Origin of the sequence: Metapseudomonas cellulosilytica (assembly GCF_049334135.1) — a bacterium.
GTDB lineage: Bacteria > Pseudomonadota > Gammaproteobacteria > Pseudomonadales > Pseudomonadaceae > Metapseudomonas.
On the sequence record NZ_JBHZGN010000014.1, the window covers coordinates 1 to 23,896 of the forward strand.

Here is a 23,896-nt window from a genome sequence, read left to right on the forward strand (position 1 = left end):
GCCTGCTTGGCGAATGAATTCGCCCCTACAGGGTGGTGCCCAGAGGCAGTGCGGCGCCGGCGCGAGTCACCCCTCTCCCTCCGGGAGAGGGGCCGGGGGATGAGGGATATCGTGCCCTGCTCGAACTTCCAGGGGCAGCCCTTCGGCCTGCTTGGCGAATGAATTCGCCCCTACAGGGTGGTGCCCAGTGGCAGTGCGGCGCCGGCGCGCGTCACCCCTCTACCTCTGGGAGAGGGGCCGGGGCGGGCCGCGTTCGGATGAGGGATATCGTGCCCTGCTCGAACTTCCAGGGGCAGCCCTTCGGCCTGCTTGGCGAATGAATTCGCCCCTACAGGGTGGTGCCCAGTGGCAGTGCGGCGCCGGCGCGAGTCACCCCTCTCCCTCCGGGAGAGGGGCCGGGGCGGGCCGCGTTCGGATGAGGGATATCGTGCCCTGCTCGAACTTCCAGGGGCAGACCTTCGGCCTGCTTGGCGAATGAATTCGCCCCTACAGGGGTTAGTGCCGGAGGCAGTGCAGCGGAATGGACAGCCAAAAACAAAAAAGCGGCGAGGCTTTCGCCTTGCCGCTTCTTCGGACCTCTCGCGAGGTCTTGTATGGTGGGTCGTGTAGGATTCGAACCTACGACCAATTGGTTAAAAGCCAACTGCTCTACCGACTGAGCTAACGACCCAAATGTGAGGTGGTCGGGGTAGAGAGATTCGAACTCCCGACATCCTGCTCCCAAAGCAGGCGCGCTACCGGACTGCGCTATACCCCGTCTGGAAGTTGGCTCCGCGACCTGGACTCGAACCAGGGACCCAATGATTAACAGTCATTTGCTCTACCGACTGAGCTATCGCGGAACTTCGGTCTTCCAACTCATCAGCGCTTTCCGTTTTAGTTCGGGATCGCGTTGCTGAGGCGCGCCATTTTACGTATCGCGAACTCGCTGTCAACCCCTAAAAACACGAATTCCGACAATGACTTGCAGATGGCCGTCCAAGTGCTATACCTGAGCCGTGGCGAGAGTGTTGCAGGTCGTGGTCGCGACCTGTCTCCCTAAGGACGTCTATGAGCACACAGGATCGACCCCCACCCCCTCCCGGCCCCGTGACGACCTTGGCCAGCCGCGGTATCCAGCCGCGTTTCAGCGAATTGGTGCAAAGCTGCCGCAAGTTGGTAATGAACCGCCTTGCGGAGCATCTGACCCGTCTTTTCGGCCAGGTCGACGACACCCTCTTCGAATGCGCCGAGAAGGCCGAGAACAATCAGGTCCAGACCCTGTTCTTCGACAGCATGCGGGACATCCGCAAGCAACGTCCGCAAATCGAACGCACCTACCACCAGCGCATCGCCAAGAATTTCGAGGATTTCCTCAGCGGCAAGCTGAAACCCGAGACGAACACCGGCGACCTGAACGCCGACCATCTGCAATTGCTGGACAACGAGGAATACGAGGAGAACCTGCTGGTCACCAACATGGTCAGCCGGGTGAAGGCGCGCTGCGCGCAATCCCTGTTCGCCCTCGACCAGCGCCTCGCGGTGCTCAACGGCGGTCGCAAGCTGGGCGACGACGACAACCCCTTCGGTCCGCAGGCTGTGGCGCTGGCCTTCCGCGAGGCACTGGAGCCCTGCCCGTTTCCGCTGCGGATCAAGACCATCCTTTATATGCTCTTCGACCAGCATGTGATGCTGGGCATGGACAGCCTCTACGAGGCCCTCAACCAGCGGTTGATCCAGGCCGGTGTGCTGCCCAACCTCAAGTACAGCGTGCAGCGCTCCACCAGCGTCCCCCACCCGCAATCCGCTGCCCCCGGGCAAGCACCGCCCGGCCAGTCGCCGCAGCAACCCCAGGCCGGCGCACCGGCTGGCGGACCGCTCGATTTGTCCGCCGCACCGCCCAGTGATCCCGGCCAACTGTTCAGCGGCCTGGCCGCCCTGCTCGGTGAACGCCGCCTGCACCACGGCGACGCGCCGTTGCCCGGCGGCACACCCAGCATCGCCAGCTTCGCTCCACGCGGCGCGACCCGCACCTACAGCGCCGCGGAGCTCCTGGAAGCCCTGAATCGCCTGCAACAGCAGTCCGCCCAGGACCTGGCCAGCAAGCTGCGCCAGCCCCAGCGCGTCGAAGGTCTGAAGGCCGAACTGCAGGAGCAACTGGAAAGCCACAGCCATCTGCCCGGCCAGCAGAAGCTGCCCGACTACGAAGCCGACGTGATCGACCTGGTGGGCATGCTCTTCGACTTCATCCTCGACGATGACAACCTGGCCGACGTCTACAAGACCGCCCTCTCCCACCTGCATACGCCCTATCTGAAGGTCGCCCTGCAGGACAAGGCGCTCTTCACCCAGCACCATCACCCCGCCCGCCGGCTGCTCAACTGCATGGCCCAGTCCGGTGTCCTCTACGCCGGCGAAGGCGAGGAGCGCGGACTGCTGGCGAAGATGCACTGGGTGGTGGAGCGTGTCGTCCACGGTTTCAGCGGCGACCTGCTGCTGTTCGACAGCCTGCTGGACGAGTTCAACGAATACATCGGCACGCTGCGGCACAAGGTGGAGCTGCGCGAACAGCGCGCCGTGGAGGCCGCCAAGGGGCGCGACAAGTTGCTGGGTGCCCGCCAGCAGGCCGTGGACGTGATTGGCCAGTTGCTGGCCGGCCGCGAGCTGCCGGGCATGATCCAGCAATTCCTCGAACTCACCTGGACCGACGTGCTGGTCTTCGTCCTGCTTCGCCATGGCGACCGCAGCAATGAATGGCAGCGTACGGTGGAAGTGGCCGAGCAACTGGCCTGGAGCGGCACTCCGCTGGATGCCGACGGCCGCGCCCGCCTGCAGCAAATGCGCATCCCCATGCTCGAGGACCTGCGCAAGGGGCTGGAATTGCTGGGCGGCTACCACGAGGACGGCATCCGCCGTCTGCTCCAGGATCTGGTGGCCTGCCAGCACGCGGTGCAGTCGCAGCAGCCGCAGGTCGCCGCGCGTATCCAGAGCCCACTGCCGGAAAGCAAGCTGGGCGAGATGCTCGGTGAAGATGCCGAACTGGCGACTTCGCCTCGGCCAGCCACCTTGTCCAGCAGCGCCCAGGCCTTGATGAAGGAACTCACCCAGGTGGAGTTCGGCACCTGGTTCGAATTCATCGACGGCCCGGATGCCCGCCCGCTCAAGCTTTCCTGGTACAGCCCGACCACCCGCAACTACATGTTCGTCGACCACAGCGGCCAGCGTGTGGCGATCGTGCCCATCACCCAGCTGGCCCAGGACATGGAGCAAGGACTGGTACGACTGGTGCCGCCGGAGCGCAGTACGCCCCTGGTGGACCGCGCCATGAGTGCCATCTACCGGGTCTTGCAGCGCTTCACCGGCCGCACCGCCTGACCCTGCCTAGGAGTTCGCCATGGAAGAACGTCGCCAGCACAGCCGCCACGCAACAGAATTGCAGCTTGAGGTCTTCGACCTGCATTCAGGGCAGCGCCTCGGCCGCATCGTCGACCTGTCCATGGACGGTTTCATGCTGCTGGGCGAAACGCCACTGGTCGCCGACTCGGTGTTGGAATGCCGCCTGGTGCCCCTGACCTGGGTCGAGGGCATAGAGGAAGTGCGCCTGGGCGCCGACTGCCTGTGGACGCGAGCGGGCGAGGACGAACGCAACTGCTGGGCGGGATTCCATATCATCGATCTGGCGGAGGATCAGGCGGCAACCCTGGCCACCCTGCTGGAGTTCATTCGCGCGCCGTAAGACAAGCACGCCTATCAATCCCGCCGATGGGGGCTCGGCCGGGCACCGTTGGTGGATGTAAAGAGCGACATCCACCCTACACGAGGCCCCATGGTTTCGTGCAAAAAAGATAGCCCCGCATTGCGGGGCTTTCTTTTCGGCGTAGGAGCGAGCTCTGCTCGCGAGCAGAGCTCGCTCCTACGAGATGGTCGTCAGCTGAAGACGATGTCCTCGCCGTCCACCTTGGCGGTGATGGTCGCACCCGGCGCGAACTGGCCGGCCAGGATCTGCTGGGCCAACGGGTTCTCGATCCAGCGCTGGATCGCCCGCTTCAGCGGACGAGCGCCATAGACCGGGTCGTAACCCACGGCGATCAGCTTGTCCAGGGCATCCGCGCTCAGCTCAAGGCTCAGCTCGCGCTCGGCCAGGCGCTTGCGCAGGCGCTGCAGCTGGATCTGGGCGATGCCGCCGATCTGCTCGCGGCCCAGGGGCTCGAACACCACGACTTCGTCGATCCGGTTGATGAACTCGGGGCGGAAGTGCGCGCTCACCGCATCCATCACCGCAGCGCGCTGGGCCTCGCGGTCGCCCACCAGCTCCTGGATCTGCGAAGAGCCCAGGTTGGAGGTCATCACCACCACCGTGTTGCGGAAGTCCACGGTACGGCCATGGCTGTCGGTCAGGCGGCCGTCTTCCAGCACCTGGAGCAGTACGTTGAACACGTCCGGGTGGGCCTTTTCCACCTCGTCCATCAATACCACCGAGTAGGGTTTGCGGCGCACGGCCTCGGTCAGGTAGCCGCCCTCCTCATAACCGACGTAGCCCGGCGGGGCACCGATCAGGCGAGCCACGGAGTGCTTCTCCATGAACTCGGACATGTCGATGCGCACCAGCGCCTCCTCGGTGTCGAAGAGAAATTCGGCCAGCGCCTTGCACAGTTCGGTCTTGCCCACCCCGGTCGGGCCGAGGAACAGGAAGGACCCACTGGGCCGGTTCGGATCGGCCAGGCCCGCGCGGGAACGGCGCACGGCGTTGGCGACGGCGACCACGGCTTCGTGCTGGCCGATGACCCGCTTGTGCAGGCCTTCTTCCATATTCAGCAGCTTCTCGCGCTCGCCTTCCATCATCTTGGCCACCGGGATGCCGGTCCACTTGGAGACCACTTCGGCGATCTCTTCGTCGGTGACCTTGTTACGCAGCAACTGGTTTTCGGTCTTGCCGTGCTGGTCGACCATCTGCAGGCTGCGCTCGAGGTCCGGAATCACGCCGTACTGCAGCTCGGCCATGCGTTGCAAGTCGCCCTTGCGGCGCGCGGCCTCCATGTCCTGGCGAGCCTGCTCGATTTTCTGCTGGATCTGCGCCGAGCCCTGTACCTCGGCCTTTTCCGACTTCCAGATTTCTTCGAGGTCGGCGTACTCGCGCTCGAGCTTCTGGATGTCTTCTTCCAGCTTGGCCAGGCGCTTCTTCGCCGCCTCGTCCTCTTCCTTCTTCAGCGCCTCGCGCTCGATCTTCAGCTGGATCAGGCGGCGATCCAGGCGGTCCAGGGCCTCGGGCTTGGAGTCGATCTCCATGCGGATGCGGCTGGCGGCTTCGTCGATCAGGTCGATGGCCTTGTCCGGCAGCTGGCGGTCGGTGATGTAGCGGTGCGACAGCTTGGCGGCGGCGATGATGGCGCCGTCGGTGATGGTCACGCCGTGGTGCACCTCATAGCGTTCCTTCAGCCCGCGCAGGATGGCGATGGTGTCCTCTTCGCTCGGCTCGTCCACCAGCACCTTCTGGAAACGGCGCTCCAGCGCGGCGTCCTTCTCGATGTACTGGCGGTACTCGTCCAGGGTGGTGGCGCCGACGCAGTGCAGTTCGCCCCGGGCCAGGGCCGGCTTGAGCATGTTGCCGGCGTCCATGGCGCCTTCGGCCTTGCCGGCGCCGACCATGGTGTGCAGTTCGTCGATGAACAGGATGATCCGGCCTTCCTGCTTGGAGAGTTCGTTGAGCACGCCCTTCAGGCGCTCCTCGAACTCGCCGCGGAACTTGGCGCCGGCGATCAGCGCGCCCATGTCCAGGGCCAGCAGACGCTTGTCCTTGAGGCCGTCCGGCACTTCGCCATTGACGATGCGCTGGGCCAGGCCTTCGGCGATCGCGGTCTTGCCGACGCCGGGCTCGCCGATCAGCACGGGGTTGTTCTTGGTGCGGCGCTGCAGTACCTGGATGGTGCGGCGGATTTCGTCGTCACGGCCGATCACCGGGTCCAGCTTGCCCTCTTCGGCGCGCTTGGTCAGGTCGACGGTGAACTTGTCCAGGGCCTGGCGGGACTCCTCGACATTCGGGTCATTCACCGCCTGGCCGCCACGCAGGTTGGCAACGGCGTTCTCCAGGGCCTTGCGGGTCACGCCCTGGCCGAGCAGCAGCTTGCCGAGACGGGTGCTCTCGTCCATGGCGGCGAGCAGCACCAGCTCACTGGAGATGAACTGGTCGCCCTTCTGCTGGGACAGGCGATCCGCCTGGTTGAGCAGGCGCGCGAGGTCCTGGGACAGGTTCACGTCGCCGGTGGGGTTCTGGATCTTCGGCAGGTGGTCGAGTTCGCGGGTCAGGCCCTGGCGCAGGGCCATCACATCGAAGCCCACCTGCATCAGCAGGGGCTTGATGGAGCCGCCCTGCTGGTCGAGCAGGGCGAGGATCAGGTGTACGGGCTCGATGGCCGGGTGGTCGTGGCCAACCGCCAGGGACTGGGCATCGGAAAGTGCCAGTTGCAGCTTGCTGGTCAAACGGTCGATTCGCATGGGTTCGTCCTTCCTTCAGATAGCGGGCGGCGCGATGACGGCGCCAGATACGAAAACCCGCCGGGATGAAGCTTAGATAAGGACGATTCTGGTGGATTCAACCTTTGTGAAATTGACCGGGGTCATGGGACGGTGACCGGGCGGGATCCTGTAGGGTGGACCACGCTTCACCGGTCCACCATTCGCGGTTCACCCGGGCTCCGCTGGTGGATGTGAAAAGCGACATCCACCCTACGGGGGCGTCAGTCCGCCAGCCAGACCAGGCTGGCGAAACGGCCGGTGCGTGAGGCACGGCGATAGGAATAGAAGCGCGGGTCGCTGACGGTGCAGAGGCCCCCGCCATGGACAGCCGTTACACCACGGGCAGCCAGGCGGATGCGCGCCAGCTGGTAGATATCGGCCATGAACTTGCCGGCATTGGCGCTGGGCTGGAATGCCCGCTCCGCCTCGGCATGACAGGCAATGAAAGCTTCGCGGACCTCGGGGCCCACTTCGAAGGCGGACGGGCCGATGGCCGGCCCCAGCCAGACCAGCACGTCCTCGGGCGGCAGCGCCAGGGCGTCCAGGGTCGCTTCCAGCACGCCATTGGCCAGCCCGCGCCAGCCGGCATGGGCGGCGGCGACCCGGGTGCCGGCGCGGTCGCAGAACAGTGCCGGCAGGCAGTCGGCCGTCAGTACCGCGGCCGCGACGCCGGGCTCGGCGGTCCAGCTGGCGTCGGCTTCGTCCACCTGGACGGGGTTGGCCTGCACCACACGCACGCCGTGCACCTGGCTGAGCCAGGCGGGCCGGCAGCCCAGGGTGTCGGTCAGCGTCTGGCGATTGCGCTCGACGGCCTGCAGGTCGTCGCCGACGTGGCTGCCGAGGTTCAGGCCTTCATAGGGCGGCAGGCTGAAACCACCCTCGCGGGTGGTGACGCAGGCTTTCACCCGCTGCGGCGCGGGCCAGTCGGGCGTCAGCCAGCCGTTCATTGCTCGAAGGACTCGCGGTCCTGGCGCAGCAGGCTGAGCAGCCAGACGAAATCGTCGGGCAGCGGCGATTCCCACTTCATGCGCTCGCCGGTCACCGGGTGATCCAGCTCGAGGAAGCGCGCATGCAGGGCCTGGCGCGGGAACTCCTTGAGGGTCTGCACCAGGGTCGGGCTCGCCGCCGGAGGAATGCGGAAGCGCCCGCCATAGACCGGGTCGCCCACCAGCGGAAAGTTCACATAGGCCATGTGCACGCGGATCTGGTGGGTGCGGCCGGTTTCCAGCTTGACCCGGGTATGGGTGTGCGAGCGGAAGCGTTCCAGCACGCGATAGTGGCTGACCGCCGGCTTGCCACCGGCGACCACGGCCATGCGCTGGCGCTGCTGGCCATGACGGCCGATGGGCGCGTCGACCTTGCCGCCGGAGGTGATCACGCCGACCACTACAGCTTCATATACGCGGCTCACACTGCGGGCCTGCAGTTGCGCCACCAGGCTGGTGTGGGCTTCGAGGGTCTTGGCCACCACCATCAGGCCGGTGGTGTCCTTGTCCAGGCGGTGGACGATGCCCGCCCGCGGCACGTTCTCCAGCCCCGGCACATGGTGCAGCAAGGCGTTCAGCAGGGTGCCGTCGGCATGCCCGGCGGCCGGATGCACCACCAGGCCGGCCGGCTTGTCCAGCACCAGCAACTGTTCGTCCTCGTAGACGATGTTCAGCTCGATGTCCTGGGCCACCCACTCACCCTGGGACTCCTGCTCGGCGTTCAGCTCCAGCAACGCACCGCCATACACGATGTCGCGCGGACGCAGCACGCTGCCGTCGACGGTGAGGAGCCCGTCCTTGATCCAGCCGGAGAGGCGGGACCGGGAGTGCTCGGAAAAAAGTTGTGCAGCGACCTGGTCAAGACGTTGCCCGCCCAGTTCGGACGGCACTTCGGCGCTGAGTTGAATGACTTGCTTGGTATTGGAGGACATGTTCGGGAACGGAGGGGGCGCAGCCTTTGGTTTCGGTTACGCGCTTGTGGTTAAATACCGCGTCTTTGTCCCGGGGTTCCGGGGCGCCCATCATAACAGGACGGCTGCAGCCAAGACAGCCAGCCGTCACAGGGACGCAAGCCGCCATGCAAGTGAAACACCTGCTGCTGATCGCCACTCTCGCCCTCACCGCCGCCTGTTCTTCCAACAAGGAAGTGGTGGACGAGAACCTGAGCGAAGCCGAGCTGTATCAGCAGGCCCAGGCCGACCTGGACAACAGCAGCTACACCCCCGCGATCGCCAAGCTGAAGGCCCTGGAGTCCCGCTATCCGTTCGGCCGCTATGCCGAGCAGGCCCAGCTGGAACTGATCTACGCCTACTACAAGAACGTCGAACCGGAGGCCGCCAAGTCCGCCGCCGAGCGTTTCATCCGCCTGCACCCGCAGCACCCGAACGTCGACTACGCCTACTACCTGAAGGGCCTGGCCTCCTTCGAACAGGACCGCGGCCTGCTCGCGCGCTTCCTGCCGCTGGACATGACCAAGCGCGATCCTGGCGCTGCCCGCGACTCCTACAACGAGTTCGCCCAGCTCACCACCCGCTACCCGAACAGCCGCTATTCCCCGGACGCCAAGCAGCGCATGATCTACCTGCGCAACCTGCTGGCCGCCTATGAAATCCACGTCGCCCACTACTACCTGACCCGTCAGGCCTATGTCGCCGCCGCCAACCGGGGCCGCTATGTGGTGGAAAACTTCCAGGAGACCCCCGCCGTCGGCGACGGCCTGGCCGTGATGGTCGAGTCCTACCAGCGCCTGGGCCTGAATGAGCTGGCCGCCTCCAGCCTGGAAACCCTGAAGCTGAACTACCCGGATCACCCGACCCTGGTGGACGGCCAGTTCGTGCCGCGCGAAGAAGAGGCCGACAACCGCTCCTGGCTGGCCAAGGCCACCCTGGGCCTGATCGAGAGCGAAGCGCCGATGCCCCCGGGCGAAACCCGCGCCGCCCAGGACGTGATCAAGCAGTACGAAGACGCCAAGGAACAGATCCCGGAAGAACTGCTGCCGCAGAACCAGGGCGAAGAGCAGGAGCAGGAGAAGGAGCCGGAGCCGGAACCGCAGTCGAAAGCCAACGACAGCGACCGTTCTTGGTTCAGCTACATGACCTTCGGCCTGTTCGACTGAGCGATGCCGAGATGAAAAAGGGAGGCCCGATGGCCTCCCTTTTTTATTCCAGAACCTGGCGGACCCTTGCGGGAGCGGGCCGGAGTAAGGGAAAGCGTGCCTCGCTCGGACTCTGCAGGGCAGGCCTTCGGCCTGCTTCGCGAATGAATTCGCCCCCACAAGGCGGTACTTTGTCAGCCGTGCAGGGTGGATAGCGCTTTTCTATCCACCAGCGAGGCCACGCAAGACACCGATGGTGGACCGATGAAGCGTGGTCCACCCTACGAACTTCTGGGAGAGGGCCGGGGGAAAGGGAAATGTGCCCCGCTCGGACTCTGCAGGGCAGGCCTTCGGCCTGCTTCGCGAATGAATTCGCCCCCACAAGGCGGCACAAGCAAGCCGGTCAATCCCCCAGCCGCCATCCCGAGGTGATGGGATAACGCCGATCCCGGCCGAAGCCGCGCTGGGTCACCCTCACCCCTGCCGCCGCCTGGCGCCGCTTGTACTCGTTGCGGTCGACCATGTGCAGCACGCGGTTCACCGTGTCCTCGTCGAAGCCCTCGGCGATGATGGCGTTGGCGGACAGGTCATGCTCGATATAGAGCTTTAGAATCTCGTCCAGCAGTGGATAGGGCGGCAGGGAGTCCTCGTCCCGCTGCCCCGGCGACAGTTCGGCCGATGGAGGCCGCTCGATCACCCGGGGCGGAATCACCGGCCCCAGGCTGTTGCGATACTCGGCCAGGCGGAACACCAGGGTCTTGGGCACGTCCTTGAGCACATCGAAGCCGCCGGCCATATCGCCGTAGAGGGTCGCGTAGCCCACCGCCAGTTCGCTCTTGTTCCCGGTGGTCAGCACCAGGCTGCCCTTCTTGTTGGAAACCGCCATCAGCAAGGTGCCGCGGCAGCGCGCCTGCAGGTTCTCCTCGCTGGCGTCATGGGCATGGCCGTCGAAGACCGGCGCCAGCACCTGCTGGAACGCCTCGACCATCGGCGCAATCGGCAGCACCCGGTAGGGGACGCCGAGCAGGCGCGCTTCGGTTTCGGCATCCTCCAGGCTGATCTGTGCCGTGTAGTGGTAGGGCATCATGACGGCCTCGACCCTCTCCGCGCCCAGGGCATCGACCGCCACCGCCAGGGTCAGGGCCGAGTCGATACCGCCGGAAAGCCCCAGCACCACGCCCCTGAAACCGTTCTTCTGCACATAATCGCGTACGCCCACCACCAGCGCCTGATAGACGCTCGCCTCCAGCTCCGGCAGCTCGGCGCAATGGGTCCGCCGTGGCACCCAGCGCCCCTCCTGCAGCTGCAGGTCCACCGGGAACAGGCCTTCGACAAAGGCCGGCGCCCGCTGGGAGATCATGCCTGTGGCATCCATGACGCAACTGCCGCCATCGAACACCAGTTCGTCCTGGCCACCGACCTGGTTGACGTAAATGACCGGTATTTCCCCCTCGGCAACCCGCTCGGCCAGCACCTCCTCGCGCTCCAGTTGCTTGTCCAGGTGGAAGGGCGAGGCATTCAGACTCAGCATCAGTTGCGCGCCGGCGGCGCGGGCCTGGGCCGTGGGCTCGGGGAACCAGATGTCTTCGCAGATGGACAGGGCCACCGGCACACCCTTGATGTCCACCACGCAAGGCTGCCGGCCCGGCTCGAAATAGCGCTTCTCATCGAACACCCGGTAATTGGGCAGGCGCTGCTTGTAGTAGGTCGCCAGCAACTGGCCGTCGGCGATCACCGCGCAGGCGTTGTAGCGCAGCTCGTCTTCCAGCCAGGGATAACCCACCACGAGGTAGATGCCGCGCACCTCGTCACGCAGTCGCTGCAGCCCCCGCTCGATACGGCGCTGCATGCTGGAACGCAGCAGCAGGTCTTCCGGTGGGTAACCGCACAGGGACAGCTCGGGAAAGACAATGACATCCGCTTCCCGGGCCTCGCGGGCGGAGTTCGCTTCCTCGATGATCCGCTCGACATTGCCCTGAACGTCGCCGACGCGGAAATTGAGCTGGGCCATCACGATTCGCAGGCTTTGGCGCATGGCCACCTCCCGGGTGTTGTCCAACGCATCTAATGCGTCTCAACGCCACCATACTCCGCCCCGTCCGCAGCGGGAACCACGGAAGATGCGCCAGCGTGCGGCCCGTCTCTGTGCGCGGACAACCGGCTTGGCTAAACTGCCAGCTTTCCATCAAGAAGAGAGCACCTTCGGCATGTTTCGCCTGCTGTTCTGGATTGCCGTGATCTTCGCCGCCATCTGGCTGTGGCGTCGCTTCAAGACCCCTTCCAAGCCCCGCCCCGCCCCGCGCCAGCAGGAAGACACCCAGCCCATGGTGCGTTGCGCCCAGTGCGGCGTGCACGTCCCCCGAGCCCATGCGCTGTCCCAGGAGAACCGCTGGTACTGCAGCCGAGCCCACCTCGAACAGGACCAGCGCTCTGGTGAGCAATGACGCCCTCCCCGCCCCCAGCGCGCTGAGCGCCCAGGCGCGGCGCATCTTCCGCCTCTACAGCCTGTATCGGCTGGTGATCGGCATGGCCCTGGTGCTGCTGATCTCCAGCGAACTGGACGACCGCCTGCTCGACCTGGCGAGGCCCGAGCTGTTCCAGAACGCCAGTTGGTTCTACCTGGGCCTCAATGCGCTGATCGCCGCGCTGGTCCCGCGCCCACGGAGCATGGTGCAGGTGTTCAGCCTGGCCCTGGTGGACGTGCTGCTGCTGTCCTGCCTGTTCTTCGCGGCCGGCGGCACACCCAGTGGCATCGCCAATCTGGTGGTGGTCTCGGTGGCCATTTCCAACATCCTGCTGCGCGGACGCATCGGCCTGCTGGTGGCGGCGGTGGCAACCATCGCCCTGATCTACCTGACCTTCTACCTCAGCCTCAGCCATCCCCAGGCCAGCAGCCAGTTCGTCCAGGCCGGCGGTTTTGGCGCCCTCTGCTTCGCTGCCGCACTGGTCATCCAGGGGCTGAGCCGACGCCTGCAACTCAGCGAAACCCTCGCCGAACAGCGCGCCGCTGATGTCGCCAACCTGGAGGCGCTGAACGCGCAGATCCTGGAGCGCATGCGCACCGGCATCCTGGTCATCGATCCGCGGCACCAGGTCCTTTTGGCCAACAACGGCGCCCAGGCGCTGCTGGGCCAGAACGAACTGGTGGGGCAGATGCTCGACAGCCAGTGCGCCGAACTGCTCAAAAGCCTCGAACACTGGCTGGCCAACCCCACCTTGCGGCCACAGAGCATCCAGGCCTTCACCAACGGCCCCAAACTGCAGCCCAGCTTCGTCCATATGCAGCGGGGCAACCAGCAGAACACCCTGATCTTCCTCGAAGACATCTCGCAGATCGCCCAACAGGCCCAGCAGCTCAAGCTCGCCTCCCTCGGCCGCCTGACCGCCGGCATCGCCCACGAGATCCGCAACCCCCTGGGCGCCATCAGCCACGCCGCCCAGCTCCTGCAGGAGTCCGAAGAGCTGCAGGGCCCCGACCGGCGCCTGGCACAGATCATCCAGGACCACTCGCGACGCATGAACCTGGTGATCGAGAATGTGCTGCAGCTCTCCCGCCGCCGCCAGTCAGAGCCGCAGTTGCTTGACCTCAAGTACTGGCTGACCCGTTTCGCCAGCGAATTCCGCACCTCGGCCGCTGCCGATCAGACGCTGCACCTGAGCACCCTCGGCAGCACCCTGCAAACCCGCATGGACCCGCACCAGCTGACCCAGGTGCTGACCAACCTGGTGCAGAACGGCATGCGCTACAGCGCCAAGAAGAACAGCCGGGGCCAGGTGTGGCTCAAACTCTTCCGTGATGCCGAAAGCGACCTGCCCGTGCTGGAGGTGGAGGACGACGGCGAGGGCGTGGCGCCCGAACAGGTGCACACTATCTTCGAACCCTTCTTCACCACCGAAAGCAAGGGCACGGGCCTTGGCCTGTACATCTCCCGCGAACTCTGCGAGAGCAACCAGGCGCGCCTCGACTACAAGCCGCGCGAATACGGCGGCAGCTGCTTCCGCATCACCTTTGCCCATCCGCGCAAACTGAGCTGACCATGACCCGACAGAGAGCCCTGATCGTCGACGACGAGCCCGATATCCGCGAACTGCTGGAGATCACCCTGGGGCGGATGAAGCTCGATACCCGCAGCGCCCGCAACCTCAAGGAAGCCCGCGAGTGGCTGGCGCGCGAACCTTTCGACCTGTGCCTGACCGATATGCGCCTGCCCGATGGCAATGGCCTGGAACTGGTGCAGTACATCCAGCAGCGCCACCCCATGACCCCGGTGGCGATGATCACCGCCTATGGCAGCCTCGACACCGCCGTGAACGCGCTCAAGGCCGGCGCCTTCGATTTCGTCACCAAGCCGGTGGACCTTGGTCGCCTGCGCGAACTGGTGAACACCGCCCTGCGCCTGAGTTCACCGGAAGAAGGCGAAGCCCCCGTCGACGGCCGACTGCTGGGCGCATCGCCGCCGATGACCGCCCTGCGCAAGCAGATCCAGAAGCTCGCCCGCAGCCAGGCGCCTGTCTACATCAGCGGCGAATCCGGCAGCGGCAAGGAACTGGTGGCGCGGTTGATCCATGAGCAGGGGCCGCGAGCCGAACGCCCCTTCGTCCCGGTCAACTGCGGCGCGATTCCTTCCGAGCTGATGGAAAGCGAGTTCTTCGGCCACAAGAAAGGCAGCTTCACCGGTGCGGTGGAAGACAAGCAGGGCCTGTTCCAGGCGGCCAACGGCGGCACCCTGTTCCTTGACGAGGTGGCCGACCTGCCGCTGCCGATGCAGGTGAAGCTGTTGCGCGCCATCCAGGAAAAGGCCGTGCGTGCCGTCGGCGGTCAGCAGGAAGTGGTGGTGGACGTGCGCATCCTCAGCGCCACCCACAAGGACCTGGCCGCCGAAGTGGCCGCCGGCCGCTTCCGTCAGGACCTGTACTACCGCCTGAACGTCATCGAGCTCGGCGTGCCGCCACTGCGCGAGCGCCGCGAGGATATCCCCCTGCTGGCCGAAACCATGCTCAAGCGCCTGGCCCAGCAGAGCGGATTGCCGGCCGCCAGCCTCGCCCCTGAGGCCCTGGACAAGCTCAAGTGCTACCGTTTCCCGGGCAACGTGCGCGAGCTGGAAAACATGCTGGAGCGCGCCTACACCCTCTGCGAGGACGACCAGATCCAGGCCCGCGACCTGCGCCTGGCCGAAGCCACAGGCGCGGCCGAGGCGGGCGAGGCCAACCTGGCGCAGATCGACAACCTGGAAGACTACCTGGAGAACATCGAGCGCAAGCTGATCATGCAGGCCCTTGAGGAAACCCGCTGGAACCGCACCGCGGCGGCCCAACGCCTGGGCCTGACCTTCCGCTCCATGCGCTATCGCCTGAAGAAGCTGGGCATCGACTGATACCCGGCCGATCGGAAGGTAGATAGCCATGTGGGATGGGTCGGGCGGCGTTCCGCGAGCTTGCGAAACCCATGGATCAGGGCTGATGGGTATCGCTTCGCTCCACCACATCCTACGAGCCATGTAGGGTGGATAGCGCTTTTCTATCCACCAGCGAGGCCATGCAGGACACCGATGGTGGAAATCCCGAAAGGGATTTCCACCCTACGCGCCGATTGAGCTGGAATCTCCCTACCCTCTGCCGTCTACCAGCACTGGGCCACGGTACGCGTGGCGTTGGCCAGCGTGCGCTCGCCGGTGTGGCTGATCTGGTAGTCGCCGCACGGGTCGTCGGCCATGGTGCCGGCGCGGGTGGCACGCAGCCATGTAGGGTGGATAGCGCTTTTCTATCCACCAGCGAGGCCATGCAGGATACCGATGGTGGAAATCCCGAAAGGGATTTCCACCCTACGCGCCGATTGGGATGGAATCTCCCTGCCCTCTGCCCCTCTGCCCTCTACCAGCACTGGGCCACGGTGCGCGTGGCGTTGGCCAGGGTGCGCTCGCCGGTGTGGCTGATCTGGAAGTCGCCGCATGGGTCGTCGGCCATGGTGCCGGCGCGGGTGGCACGCAGCAGGTAGGTGGTTGCGGTCGCCGCGCCCTGGGCGGCGATGGTGTAGTTGGCCGCCCCCGAAGCCGGCGCCTGGCTGGCGAAGGCATCGGCAAAGTTGCCTTCGGCATCCAGATAGGAGCCGTGGGTGGAGTAATAGCGCTCCAGCGCTTGCGCGCCTTCCATCAAGGCGGCCTTCACCTCGGCGCGCTTGCCCTTGCGCACGTGCTCCGTATAGCTGGGGTAGGCGATCGCGGCGAGGATGCCGATCACCGCCACCACGATCATCAGTTCAATCAGGGTGAATGCCTTGCTGCTTTTCATCGAATCTGGTTCCAGGACTGACGGCCTTCGAGAACGTTGAGGGTATTGGCCGCCGGGATGCAGTCATCCACCCCGGTGCCGCGGCACAGCCAGTACTTCTGCGGATCGATCAGATCGAACGAGCCGGTGGGTATGCTGCCGGAGGAGCCGATGCCGGACGGCGGGAGCTTCTGGTCGCCGACCGTGACCATGTCCGCATCGGTGAACTTGCCGTCCTTGTTCAGGTCCAGCAGGACGTAGTTGAGCCGTCCGCCGGTGGCCAGGTCGAGCACCATGGTCCAGCCGGAACCGCCAGCCAGGCAGGGGTCGGACGACGGGATGGCGGTTTCGATGACCAGGCGATTGAGCAGGATGCGCGGCGCGAAGATGACCCGCTCGCCCTGGGCGCCTTTTACCGGCGAGGTCAGGTCGAGGTACCAGCCGCGCTTCTTGCTCCAGTCGGTGGTGGTGGCCGGTGCGTCGAGCACCCGCACATCGCGATCGAAGGCCTCGCCCTCGAACAGGATCGAGCGCTGCTCGAGCTCCGAACGGCCGCTGAAGGCGGTGGAGGAACCGCTATTCGTCAGCTTGTCCCAGATGCCATAGAAGGTCTGCTTGGACGCGTCGGTCACATCACCCGAGGTATAGAGCCGGCCGGTGCCGAAGTAGACGACGACGCCCTGCGCCACGCCGTCCGGGTGGTAGGCGATTTCCGGCTTGACGGTGATCGGCTGGCGCGTGCCCGCGGTATCGGTGGCGACGTACAGCGGCTGCGGTTTGTTGCTGGAGCCCAGGCTCACTTCGAAATCGGCGACGCCGGAGCCACTGCTCTTGAGGTTGAACTTCCACAGGTTGCCGCTGAGGTCCCCGGCATACACGTCCTTCACGTAGATGTTGCCCGAGCTGTCGGTGGCATAGACGAAGGACGGGCTCGACAGGCCGCCCGTGGCCTTGCCCGCGCGAACCTTGTTCACGACGCCGGTGGCCAGATCGACGATGAACAGCACCGAGTCATCATTGGTGCTGCCGTGGCCGTTGCCGAAGATCGCCGCCCAGCTGCCGTCCTTCATGCGCCCGACCAATGGCTCGCCGAAGTTGTAGCCCAGATCGGCGTCGTCCTTGATCTCCCACAGCACCTTGCTGGCACTGAACCCGGTGCTGCCGGAAGCGTCCGTGACGTCGAGGGCGAAGACGCTCTTGCCACCGGCCCCGAGGCTGCCGAGCAGCACCGTACGCCACGCACCGTTCAGGCGGGCATCGCGGATATGCAGTTTCCCGTCCACGAAGTAGCGGTGCTTGTAGTCAGCACTGGCCAGGAGCTTGGCGTTCCCCAACACGCCATTGGGCATGTAGGCGAACAGCTCGTTGCCATTGTTGGCGTTGAAGGCGTGCAGGAAGCCGTCGTTGGCGCCGACGAACAGCACCGGCGACTTGCTCGACTTGGCTGCGACGAACTCGGCGTAGGTCTGGCTGCCGCTCGCCACCGGCACGCGGCCATGGAAGCCCCAGTCCTGCTTGTTCGCCAGGACCAGGGTGGAGTTGACAATATCGCCGAGCAGGGTGGAGCGCTTGCGGAATTTACTGCCGGCCGGTGCCTCGTTCGTGCGGTCGCCCATCAGGTAGTTGAACAACGCCTCGTCGTTATTGAAGTGCGCCTTGAGTTCGGCGCTCAGGCTGCTCCAGCTCAACGCCTGGCCATGGTTGGCGCCCGCCGCGCCGTCGTGGGTGAACAGGCTGCGCGAGCTGCGCCCCAGCTTCTGCCCCGCTTCCCAGACTTCCTGGAAAACGATCCCGGCGCTGGTCTGCTTGGGCCTTTTCGCCAGCAACTTCCCGGACCAGTCCGCGCTGGTGTAGAAGGCCTCGTAGACCAGGGTATTGCTGTCCAGGCGGCGCGCATTGGGCACGGCCGAAGTGTTCGAGCCGGTACGATCGCTGATCGACGCCAAGGTCTCGCCCAGGGCGGCGGCGAACTGCTGCGGGTCCTGGGCGCTGAAGAAACCGCCACGGCCATTGACCGCGGCGTGCAGCAGGTCATCCAGCTTCGCCGGGTCGCTGTCGGCCGGGCTCGGCCAGGTCACCGAAGCGCCATTCTTCACCGCGGCGAAGGCGGTCTGCGGGTTGACGGTCCCGCTCATGCCCAGCCCCACCCCGAAGGTCACCATGTGCTGCCAGAACGCCGGGTCCGCCGGATCGGTCGGCACGCGGTTGGCCAGGTTGTCATGCAGGTCGCGGTTCCAGTAGTACATGGCGACGTCCGCCAGGGTGTTGTCCGCGCTGTCGCTGAACGGCGCCTTGGGCACATAGCGATAGGTCTGCCCGTCCGGCCCGCCGATGGTCGGGCCGTTGCGGTTATCCACGTTGGCGCGCGCGCCCTCAGTGGAGGCCGCGTCACCGTTCCAGTAACCGTCCGTCGTCAGGATGGTGTAGCTCTGGCGGCAGGCATACTCCTTGCCGCCCGTCTGGCCCGGCGTCGAACTCCAGGGGCCGGCCTCGTCCTTGCGCGAGTAGTATTCGCCGGCATCACCCAGCGCCTTGCGCAGTGGGGTGCCGCCTTCGGCGTTGGCCGCGAAGAGCCAGTCATAGAACTGGGAGCGACCGGTACCCTCGAATCGGCGCACACCGCGCGCCAGGGTATCGGTCTTGCTCGAGTCGACGGTGTTCCTGGTCAGGTTGATCGCACCGTAGCCAACCCGGACATCCCCGGGCAGCGCGGAGAATGCCTGGCTGACGCCGGCCTTGGCCGACATCATGCGGGTCCGATAGTAGGAGAACCAGTTGGCGAAGTTCTGTTGCTCGGCGGTGCCCACACTACGCTCGGCGTAACAGGCATCCTGGCGGGGATTGCTGGCACAGCTGCCGCCTCCGATGAACTCGTAGTAGAAGGCCGCGCCGGCGCTGCTCTTCGGGCCCACGGCAAAACCTTCGTAAAGCGTGCAGCTCCGACAGTCCCGGCTGTTGGGCGCGTAGAAGTCGTCCATGACCGCCATGTAGCCATTGCCGAGGTTGACGGTCTGGCCACCGGCGTAGCCGTCTACGGCCGCCGCGGTGAAGCTGGCGTTGGCATAGCGTTGTCCATCGCTCTTGATCGGCGGCAGGTATTGCACGGCCGGGTTGTAGTAGGACTTGTTCAGGTGGCTGGAAGCCAGATAGCGGTGGCCGGTTTTCGGGCAGAAGTGCAGGTTCTTGCCGGCGTAGCTGCCACGCACCTGACACTCCCCGCTGCGCTCCCATTCCTTCGTGCTTTCCAGATAGGCCGGCCGCAGATCGTCCGGCAGGTAGCCCCAGCGCATGGAGCCCGAGTCATCCAGGATGAACATGAGGTTGGGCTCGACCTGGCCACCCAGGTTCAACGGGACCTGTCCGGGCACGAACGCCGCCAGGGCGCTGTGACTGACCACGGCGGTCAACAGGCCGGCCAGCAATGCCCGTACCGCATTGATGTATTTCGAGCGGATCATCCGTGTCTCCCTTCGGTCAGTTCTGGCTGCGGATGGCAATGGCCACGGTGGAGCGCAGGTGCACTTCGGCATCCCCGCCGGCGTAACCGGTGGCCTCGACGTTGAACAGGTAGGTCCGGCTCAGGCAGTCGAACGCGCGGTTCTCGGCGATCGAGCCGTCGGTTTCGCAAACGAAGGTGGTCGCGCCGCCCGACGCACCATAGAAATTGCGAACCTGGCAGACCGGCTGCCGCGGTTTGTTGTTGAGTTCGGCAGGCGGAGTCCACTGCGCAGTAGTAACGGCCGGGCAATCGGTGCTGGCCAGGAACAGCTGGGTAGGATCGACACTGGCCTCCACCTGTTGCCGCACATAATCCTCGCCCACCCGCAAGGCGCTTTCGGCCGCCTGGAACGCCACGTTGTAGTCCCTCGCGCCGCCCGCCATGCGCTCCTGCAGGGTGCTGCCGGACATCGCCGAAACCCCGAGGACGGTCAATGCCAGTAGAGCGATCAGAACGACCAGAAGCACCGCTCCTTTTTGCTTTTGCATGCTTATCCTTGCCTCATCAGTCGACCCGGTTGCGCAGGGCCACTACCGTGCTGAATACCTGGCGCAGGCGCCCATCGGCCGCCACTGCCGCCCCCCCGAACTGAACAGCCTGGTCCTGGGCCCCCGCGACTCGCTCATTGCTGGCCAGCAGCAGATCGATCTTCACCGTGCGGACATCGTCCCAGCGGTTGGCCGCTTCCACCTCGGCCGGGCTCAGGTAGGTCTGCACACTGACGCTGTTGTCCGCTGCCACTCCGAAACTGGTGCGCAGCGATTCCACGCCTTCCACGATCTCGCTGCTCTGCGCCGGCACCTGCGCCGCGTCGCGGACGAACAAGGCGCGGATGGGCTGCCCGCTTGCAGTGACGCGGCCGGTGTTCGCCACGTAGAAGGTCCTGTAGGTGAATCCCACCACCCGCGCCGGGGCGTTGAACTGGATATCCGAGAACTTGAAGCCGCCGCATTTGGCGTTCTTGTCGTTGGTGCTGGCGGCATGGGTCAACGTCACCTGGCCATTGCCGGACGAACCCGGCTTGTTGGTGATCCGGATGACCACCGCCTTCTCCATGTCCAGCACCATCACCGCATGGTCCTGCTGCATGCTCGGGCAATAGGCCGTGACCTTGAGATTCGCGTTAAGCGACGGCTTGAGCAGCTCGCCGGCGGTGAGAAAGGACTCGCAACCGTCATTGGCGAAGATCGCCAGCTGGTCGGTGCCCACCGCCCCGAGCTGGCCGGTTGCCGTGATGCGCTTGCCCCAGATGGGGCGGTTCATGGCACTCCATTCCGCCGGCTCGCCCTTGGCGGCCACCACGCAGATGTCCTCCTCGTCGAGACGGGTCCCGACCCCCACTCCCGCCGGGCGCAGTTCTGCGGCCAGGTATTGCAGGGCGAAACGTCCGTTCTCCTGCAGGTTCCCTGCCGCCCCCCGGAGGAGGAAGGTGTTCTTGTTGCTGATGAAGACCTGGAGGACCGCCAGGCTGATGACCAGGCCGATCACCATGGCCACCATCAGCTCCACCAGGCTCAAGCCGCGTTGCTTGCGCATGTGCACCCCGTCAAATCTGCGTGACGAAGGAGAACTGCTGGGCGGCGCTTCCGCCCACCCGCTCCTCGTTCCATTGCACGATCACCGTGAAGCGGTCACCGTTCTGCACCACGCCGCCATTCCCCTCCGGCAGTTGCCGGGCAAGGTTGGCGCGCCATTCCGACAGGTCCCGCTGGAACGGCAGGCAGGTTTCCCTGGCCGGGTCACAAGGCAAGGCGGCGCCCACCGCCAGGTTGTAGAACCCCGCCTGCGCATCTCCCCGCGCCGCGCGCATGCGGTCGGCCATCTCATAGGCCAGGAAGGTCGCATGGGTGCGGACGGACGCGGTCTGGTTCGCCTTCAGCGCGGTGAGCTGCATGGCCGCCAGCCCCAGTACACCAATGGAGAAGAGCAACACGGCGACCAGCACCTCGATGAGGGAGGCGCCTCGCTGGGACGACGCCTTCATTGGCAGCTTCCCTTCTGCAGGAAAATCGAACCGGACAGCTCGATGGACACGCTGCGATTGAAGGTGGCGCAGCCCAGGGACGTATCCTTTGCCGCCAGGGTGAGCGCCACCCTGGCCGCGCTTACCAGGCGCCCCTGCGAATCGAAAAGAATGTTCTGCAGCTCCACCGGGGAAACCACGAAAAAGCTCAGGGCCGGGAAGCGACGCAGTTCCACGCTGTCCCGCTCGCGCAGCAGCTGCCAGCTGCCGTCAGCTGCCAGCGGCCCCTTGAGCCTGATGGTCTGGGCTCCCTGGACCGCTTCGCGGCGCGCGTAGTTGAGCATTCCGGAGAACGCGTTGAACTCTGCCGCTGCCTGGTTCTCGCGAAGCATCTGGGAAAGATTGGGTGCTGCCAAACCGATCAATACTGCGAGCACGACGAGCGTGACCATCAGTTCGATCAGCGTGAAACCTCGCTGCGACATTCCCTGCCCTCAATGAATGGTCCGGACTGGCGTGAGGCGGAGCTCACGCTTCGGAGCTTCCTGCCCCGACCTTGCCGACCTTCCATGACGAGCGGTCGAAAAAAGACGACCAGCGGCAAAATGCGGGCGAATAGTAGCCTACTGGTACGGTCGTTTTAAATTGCGATTTGTGAACTGCGAGCGAGCCCACAAGATTGCCGAGGACGGCTTAACAGAACGCCGGTGCGGGGCCTGCCATGTCCGGTCGCAAGCCCCAGCGCGTCAGCTCGCGCCCCGTTTCACCCCAGGCGCCCCTGCGGCGCATAGGGTTGCGGATCGATGATCGGCTCGCGCCCGAGCATCAGGTCCGCCAGCAACCGGCACGACGCCGGCGCCAGCACCAGCCCGTTGCGGTAATGGCCGCAGTTCAGCCACAGGCCGTCCACCCCGGGAACCGGGCCGATGAAGGGAATGCCTTCGGGAGAACCAGGACGCAGTCCAGCCCAGTGGCCGACCAACTCGGCGCCCTTCAATTGCGGCAGCAGTTCGAAGGCGGATGCCTTCAGGCTTTCCAGGGCCTCGAAGGTGGGGGTCTTGTCGAAACCGGCGTGCTCCAGGGTACTGCCCACGAGGATATGGCCGTCCCGGCGCGGGATCGCATAGCGCCCTTTCGCCAGCACCATGGCCGGCAGGAAATCCTCGGCACACTTGAAGAGAATCATCTGACCCTTCACCGGCTCCACCGGCAAGGACAGGCCCAGGCTGGCCAGCAGCTCACCGCTCCAGGCGCCCGCACAGAGCACCACCCGCTCGGCGAGGAGCTCTCCGTCAGCGGTGTTCACCCCGGTGATCCGTTGGCCATCGCGGATGAAGCCACGCACCTCGCAGTTCTCCCGCACCGACACGTTCGGCATGCGCAGCAGGGCCTCACGCAGGGCGCGCGTCAGCCGGGGATTGCGCACATTGGCCACCCCGGCCATATGGATGGCGTGCTGGAAGCCCGGCCCCAGCGGCGGTACGGCGGCATGCACCCGGTCGATCGCCACGGGCGCCAGCGGCCGCCCTTCGCGCGCGGCCCAGGCCAGGGCCTCGGCTTCGTCGTCCAGATCCAGCCAATAGAGGCCGGTCTCGTGGACCTCCGGGTCTACTCCGGTTTCAGCGAACAAGCGCTGGCCGAATGGCGGGTAGAAGTCCTGGGACCAATGCGCAAGAGCCGTCACCGCCGAGGAATAGCGCCAGGGATAGAGCGGCGAGACGATACCGCCGCCGGCCCAGGAGGACTCACGGCCGCAGGGGCCCTTGTCCAGCAGCACAACCTCGACACCTTCATTCGCCAACAGGTACGCGGAGAGCAGCCCGATGGCACCACCCCCGACCAGCAAAACGCGCATGGAACCTCCAGGACAACAGCAACATCTGGAGCGTCGCCTGAGTCAGCAGCCTGCAGAGCCCGCCTCATACAAACGGCGCATGGACAATACGATCTCAGCACCTGGGTGCGGGCAATGCCCAGCACCAGGTGGTGGATTCTAAAACAGGGAGGGGGGCTGATGCGCGCCTGACGCGCCTGAACGACGACTCAAGCGCCTGTCAGGAGCAGGCGCCCTCGGCGGTCTTTGAGACAGAGGTCCGTCCCGTGAGGCTGACGGAAACCAGTCGCTCCTGGCTACCTACAGTCGGAGAGGAACGGCAGACTTTCAACACCGTACTGACGGACGCGGTTCCCGTGGGCTGGAAGGCAATGCTGTGGGCGGAGGCAGTGATCAGGAATCCGCTCGGCGCCGCTGGATGGGTCGCGATTATCGTCCCGCTCGAACTTCGGACGATCCAGCCCTGGTGCCAACCCCCCGATGTTGCACAGGCGGCGCCGTCGGCGGACGCACATAGCGTGACCGCCTGATTACGCTTGATTGCTTCGCTCCGCGCCAGCGCAACACCGGCTGCCAGGTCGTTGGCCTGGGACCGCAGTTTGCTGCCCAAGGTCACATCGGTGAAGCTCGGAACGGCGATCCCGAGCAGGACCGCCAGTACCACCACTGTGACCATCAACTCGACCAACGTAAAACCGGATTGCCTGGACAACCCGGAATTAGTGGGTCTGGCGACTCGCTCGCTGACTTCACGACTCAT

The 23,896-nt window shown here is 65.4% G+C and carries 18 protein-coding genes and 3 tRNA genes; 6 read left to right on the forward strand and 15 right to left on the reverse strand.

Annotation, left to right across the window (positions count from 1 at the left end):
* Positions 1–594: 594 nt before the first annotated feature.
* The 3 genes from ACFW0H_RS18095 to ACFW0H_RS18105 form a co-directional block, all read right to left on the reverse strand.
* Positions 595–670 (reverse strand) — tRNA-Lys (locus tag ACFW0H_RS18095).
* 10 nt (positions 671–680) lie between these two features.
* Positions 681–757: transfer RNA gene (locus tag ACFW0H_RS18100), tRNA-Pro, on the reverse strand.
* Between the two features lie 9 nt (positions 758–766).
* A tRNA-Asn gene (locus ACFW0H_RS18105) sits at positions 767–842 on the reverse strand.
* 208 nt (positions 843–1,050) lie between these two features.
* Here ACFW0H_RS18105 and ACFW0H_RS18110 point away from each other — a divergent pair.
* Positions 1,051–3,354 (forward strand): DUF1631 domain-containing protein, encoded by a 2,304-nt coding sequence (locus tag ACFW0H_RS18110; protein ID WP_422915251.1) that lies wholly within the window; start codon positions 1,051–1,053, stop codon positions 3,352–3,354.
* A gap of 19 nt (positions 3,355–3,373) precedes the next feature.
* Entirely contained in the window at positions 3,374–3,715 is a 342-nt protein-coding gene (locus ACFW0H_RS18115) for a PilZ domain-containing protein (RefSeq protein WP_422915252.1), read from the forward strand.
* Between the two features lie 191 nt (positions 3,716–3,906).
* On the opposite strand, the gene clpB is transcribed toward ACFW0H_RS18115, so the two are convergent.
* The 3 genes from clpB to rluD all read right to left on the reverse strand — a co-directional run bounded on the left by clpB (position 3,907) and on the right by rluD (position 8,410).
* Entirely contained in the window at positions 3,907–6,471 is a 2,565-nt protein-coding gene (gene clpB / locus ACFW0H_RS18120) for an ATP-dependent chaperone ClpB (RefSeq protein ID WP_422915253.1), read from the reverse strand.
* Positions 6,472–6,713: 242 nt separating this feature from the next.
* Positions 6,714–7,439 carry a peptidoglycan editing factor PgeF gene (gene pgeF, locus ACFW0H_RS18125; RefSeq protein WP_422915254.1) on the reverse strand — a complete coding sequence of 242 codons (726 nt, stop codon included), beginning with the start codon at positions 7,437–7,439 and terminating at the stop codon, positions 6,714–6,716.
* Positions 7,436–8,410, reverse strand: coding sequence for a 23S rRNA pseudouridine(1911/1915/1917) synthase RluD (rluD, locus tag ACFW0H_RS18130; protein ID WP_422915255.1), 975 nt, complete (start codon positions 8,408–8,410; stop codon positions 7,436–7,438). Before rluD ends, pgeF begins: the two co-directional genes overlap by 4 nt.
* A gap of 146 nt (positions 8,411–8,556) precedes the next feature.
* Here rluD and ACFW0H_RS18135 point away from each other — a divergent pair, with 146 nt between their 5' ends.
* Positions 8,557–9,594, forward strand: a complete 1,038-nt coding sequence (locus ACFW0H_RS18135) for an outer membrane protein assembly factor BamD (RefSeq protein ID WP_422915256.1) — start codon at positions 8,557–8,559, stop codon at positions 9,592–9,594.
* A gap of 382 nt (positions 9,595–9,976) precedes the next feature.
* Here the strand turns inward: ACFW0H_RS18135 and ACFW0H_RS18140 are convergent, their stop codons facing one another.
* Entirely contained in the window at positions 9,977–11,608 is a 1,632-nt protein-coding gene (locus tag ACFW0H_RS18140; RefSeq protein ID WP_422915257.1) for an NAD+ synthase, read from the reverse strand.
* Between the two features lie 172 nt (positions 11,609–11,780).
* On the opposite strand from ACFW0H_RS18140, the gene ACFW0H_RS18145 reads away from it, so the two are divergent.
* From ACFW0H_RS18145 to ACFW0H_RS18155, 3 genes are read left to right on the forward strand one after another with little or no spacing between them, the layout of a single operon-like run.
* Positions 11,781–12,017: a PP0621 family protein gene (locus tag ACFW0H_RS18145; protein ID WP_422915379.1), complete on the forward strand. Its 237-nt coding sequence runs from the start codon at positions 11,781–11,783 to the stop codon at positions 12,015–12,017.
* On the forward strand, positions 12,007–13,608 hold the full coding sequence (locus ACFW0H_RS18150; protein WP_422915258.1) for a sensor histidine kinase: 1,602 nt from the start codon (positions 12,007–12,009) through the stop codon (positions 13,606–13,608). Before ACFW0H_RS18145 ends, ACFW0H_RS18150 begins: the two co-directional genes overlap by 11 nt.
* Positions 13,609–13,610: 2 nt before the next feature.
* Complete coding sequence (locus tag ACFW0H_RS18155) at positions 13,611–14,948, forward strand: sigma-54-dependent transcriptional regulator (RefSeq protein ID WP_422915259.1); 1,338 nt, start codon at positions 13,611–13,613, stop codon at positions 14,946–14,948.
* A gap of 496 nt (positions 14,949–15,444) precedes the next feature.
* On the opposite strand, the gene ACFW0H_RS18160 is transcribed toward ACFW0H_RS18155, so the two are convergent.
* The 8 genes from ACFW0H_RS18160 to ACFW0H_RS18195 all read right to left on the reverse strand — a co-directional run bounded on the left by ACFW0H_RS18160 (position 15,445) and on the right by ACFW0H_RS18195 (position 23,896).
* The gene (locus tag ACFW0H_RS18160; RefSeq protein ID WP_422915260.1) at positions 15,445–15,861 is read right to left on the reverse strand and encodes a type IV pilin protein; all 417 of its coding nucleotides are present in this window, start codon (positions 15,859–15,861) and stop codon (positions 15,445–15,447) included.
* Positions 15,858–19,298 carry a pilus assembly protein gene (locus ACFW0H_RS18165; RefSeq protein WP_422915261.1) on the reverse strand — a complete coding sequence of 1,147 codons (3,441 nt, stop codon included), beginning with the start codon at positions 19,296–19,298 and terminating at the stop codon, positions 15,858–15,860. Before ACFW0H_RS18165 ends, ACFW0H_RS18160 begins: the two co-directional genes overlap by 4 nt.
* A 16-nt stretch (positions 19,299–19,314) precedes the next feature.
* Complete coding sequence (locus ACFW0H_RS18170) at positions 19,315–19,827, reverse strand: pilus assembly PilX family protein (protein ID WP_422915262.1); 513 nt, start codon at positions 19,825–19,827, stop codon at positions 19,315–19,317.
* A 16-nt stretch (positions 19,828–19,843) separates the two neighbouring features.
* A complete protein-coding gene (locus ACFW0H_RS18175; RefSeq protein ID WP_422915263.1) occupies positions 19,844–20,875 on the reverse strand; it encodes a PilW family protein in 1,032 nt (343 codons plus the stop codon).
* A gap of 10 nt (positions 20,876–20,885) precedes the next feature.
* Positions 20,886–21,323, reverse strand: coding sequence for a type IV pilus modification protein PilV (pilV, locus tag ACFW0H_RS18180; protein WP_422915264.1), 438 nt, complete (start codon positions 21,321–21,323; stop codon positions 20,886–20,888).
* Positions 21,320–21,787: a GspH/FimT family pseudopilin gene (locus tag ACFW0H_RS18185; RefSeq protein WP_422915265.1), complete on the reverse strand. Its 468-nt coding sequence runs from the start codon at positions 21,785–21,787 to the stop codon at positions 21,320–21,322. The genes pilV and ACFW0H_RS18185 overlap by 4 nt, the downstream gene beginning before the upstream one ends.
* Before the next feature lie 278 nt (positions 21,788–22,065).
* Complete coding sequence (thiO, locus tag ACFW0H_RS18190) at positions 22,066–23,157, reverse strand: glycine oxidase ThiO (RefSeq protein ID WP_422915266.1); 1,092 nt, start codon at positions 23,155–23,157, stop codon at positions 22,066–22,068.
* 199 nt (positions 23,158–23,356) lie between these two features.
* Positions 23,357–23,896 (reverse strand): GspH/FimT family pseudopilin, encoded by a 540-nt coding sequence (locus tag ACFW0H_RS18195; protein WP_422915267.1) that lies wholly within the window; start codon positions 23,894–23,896, stop codon positions 23,357–23,359.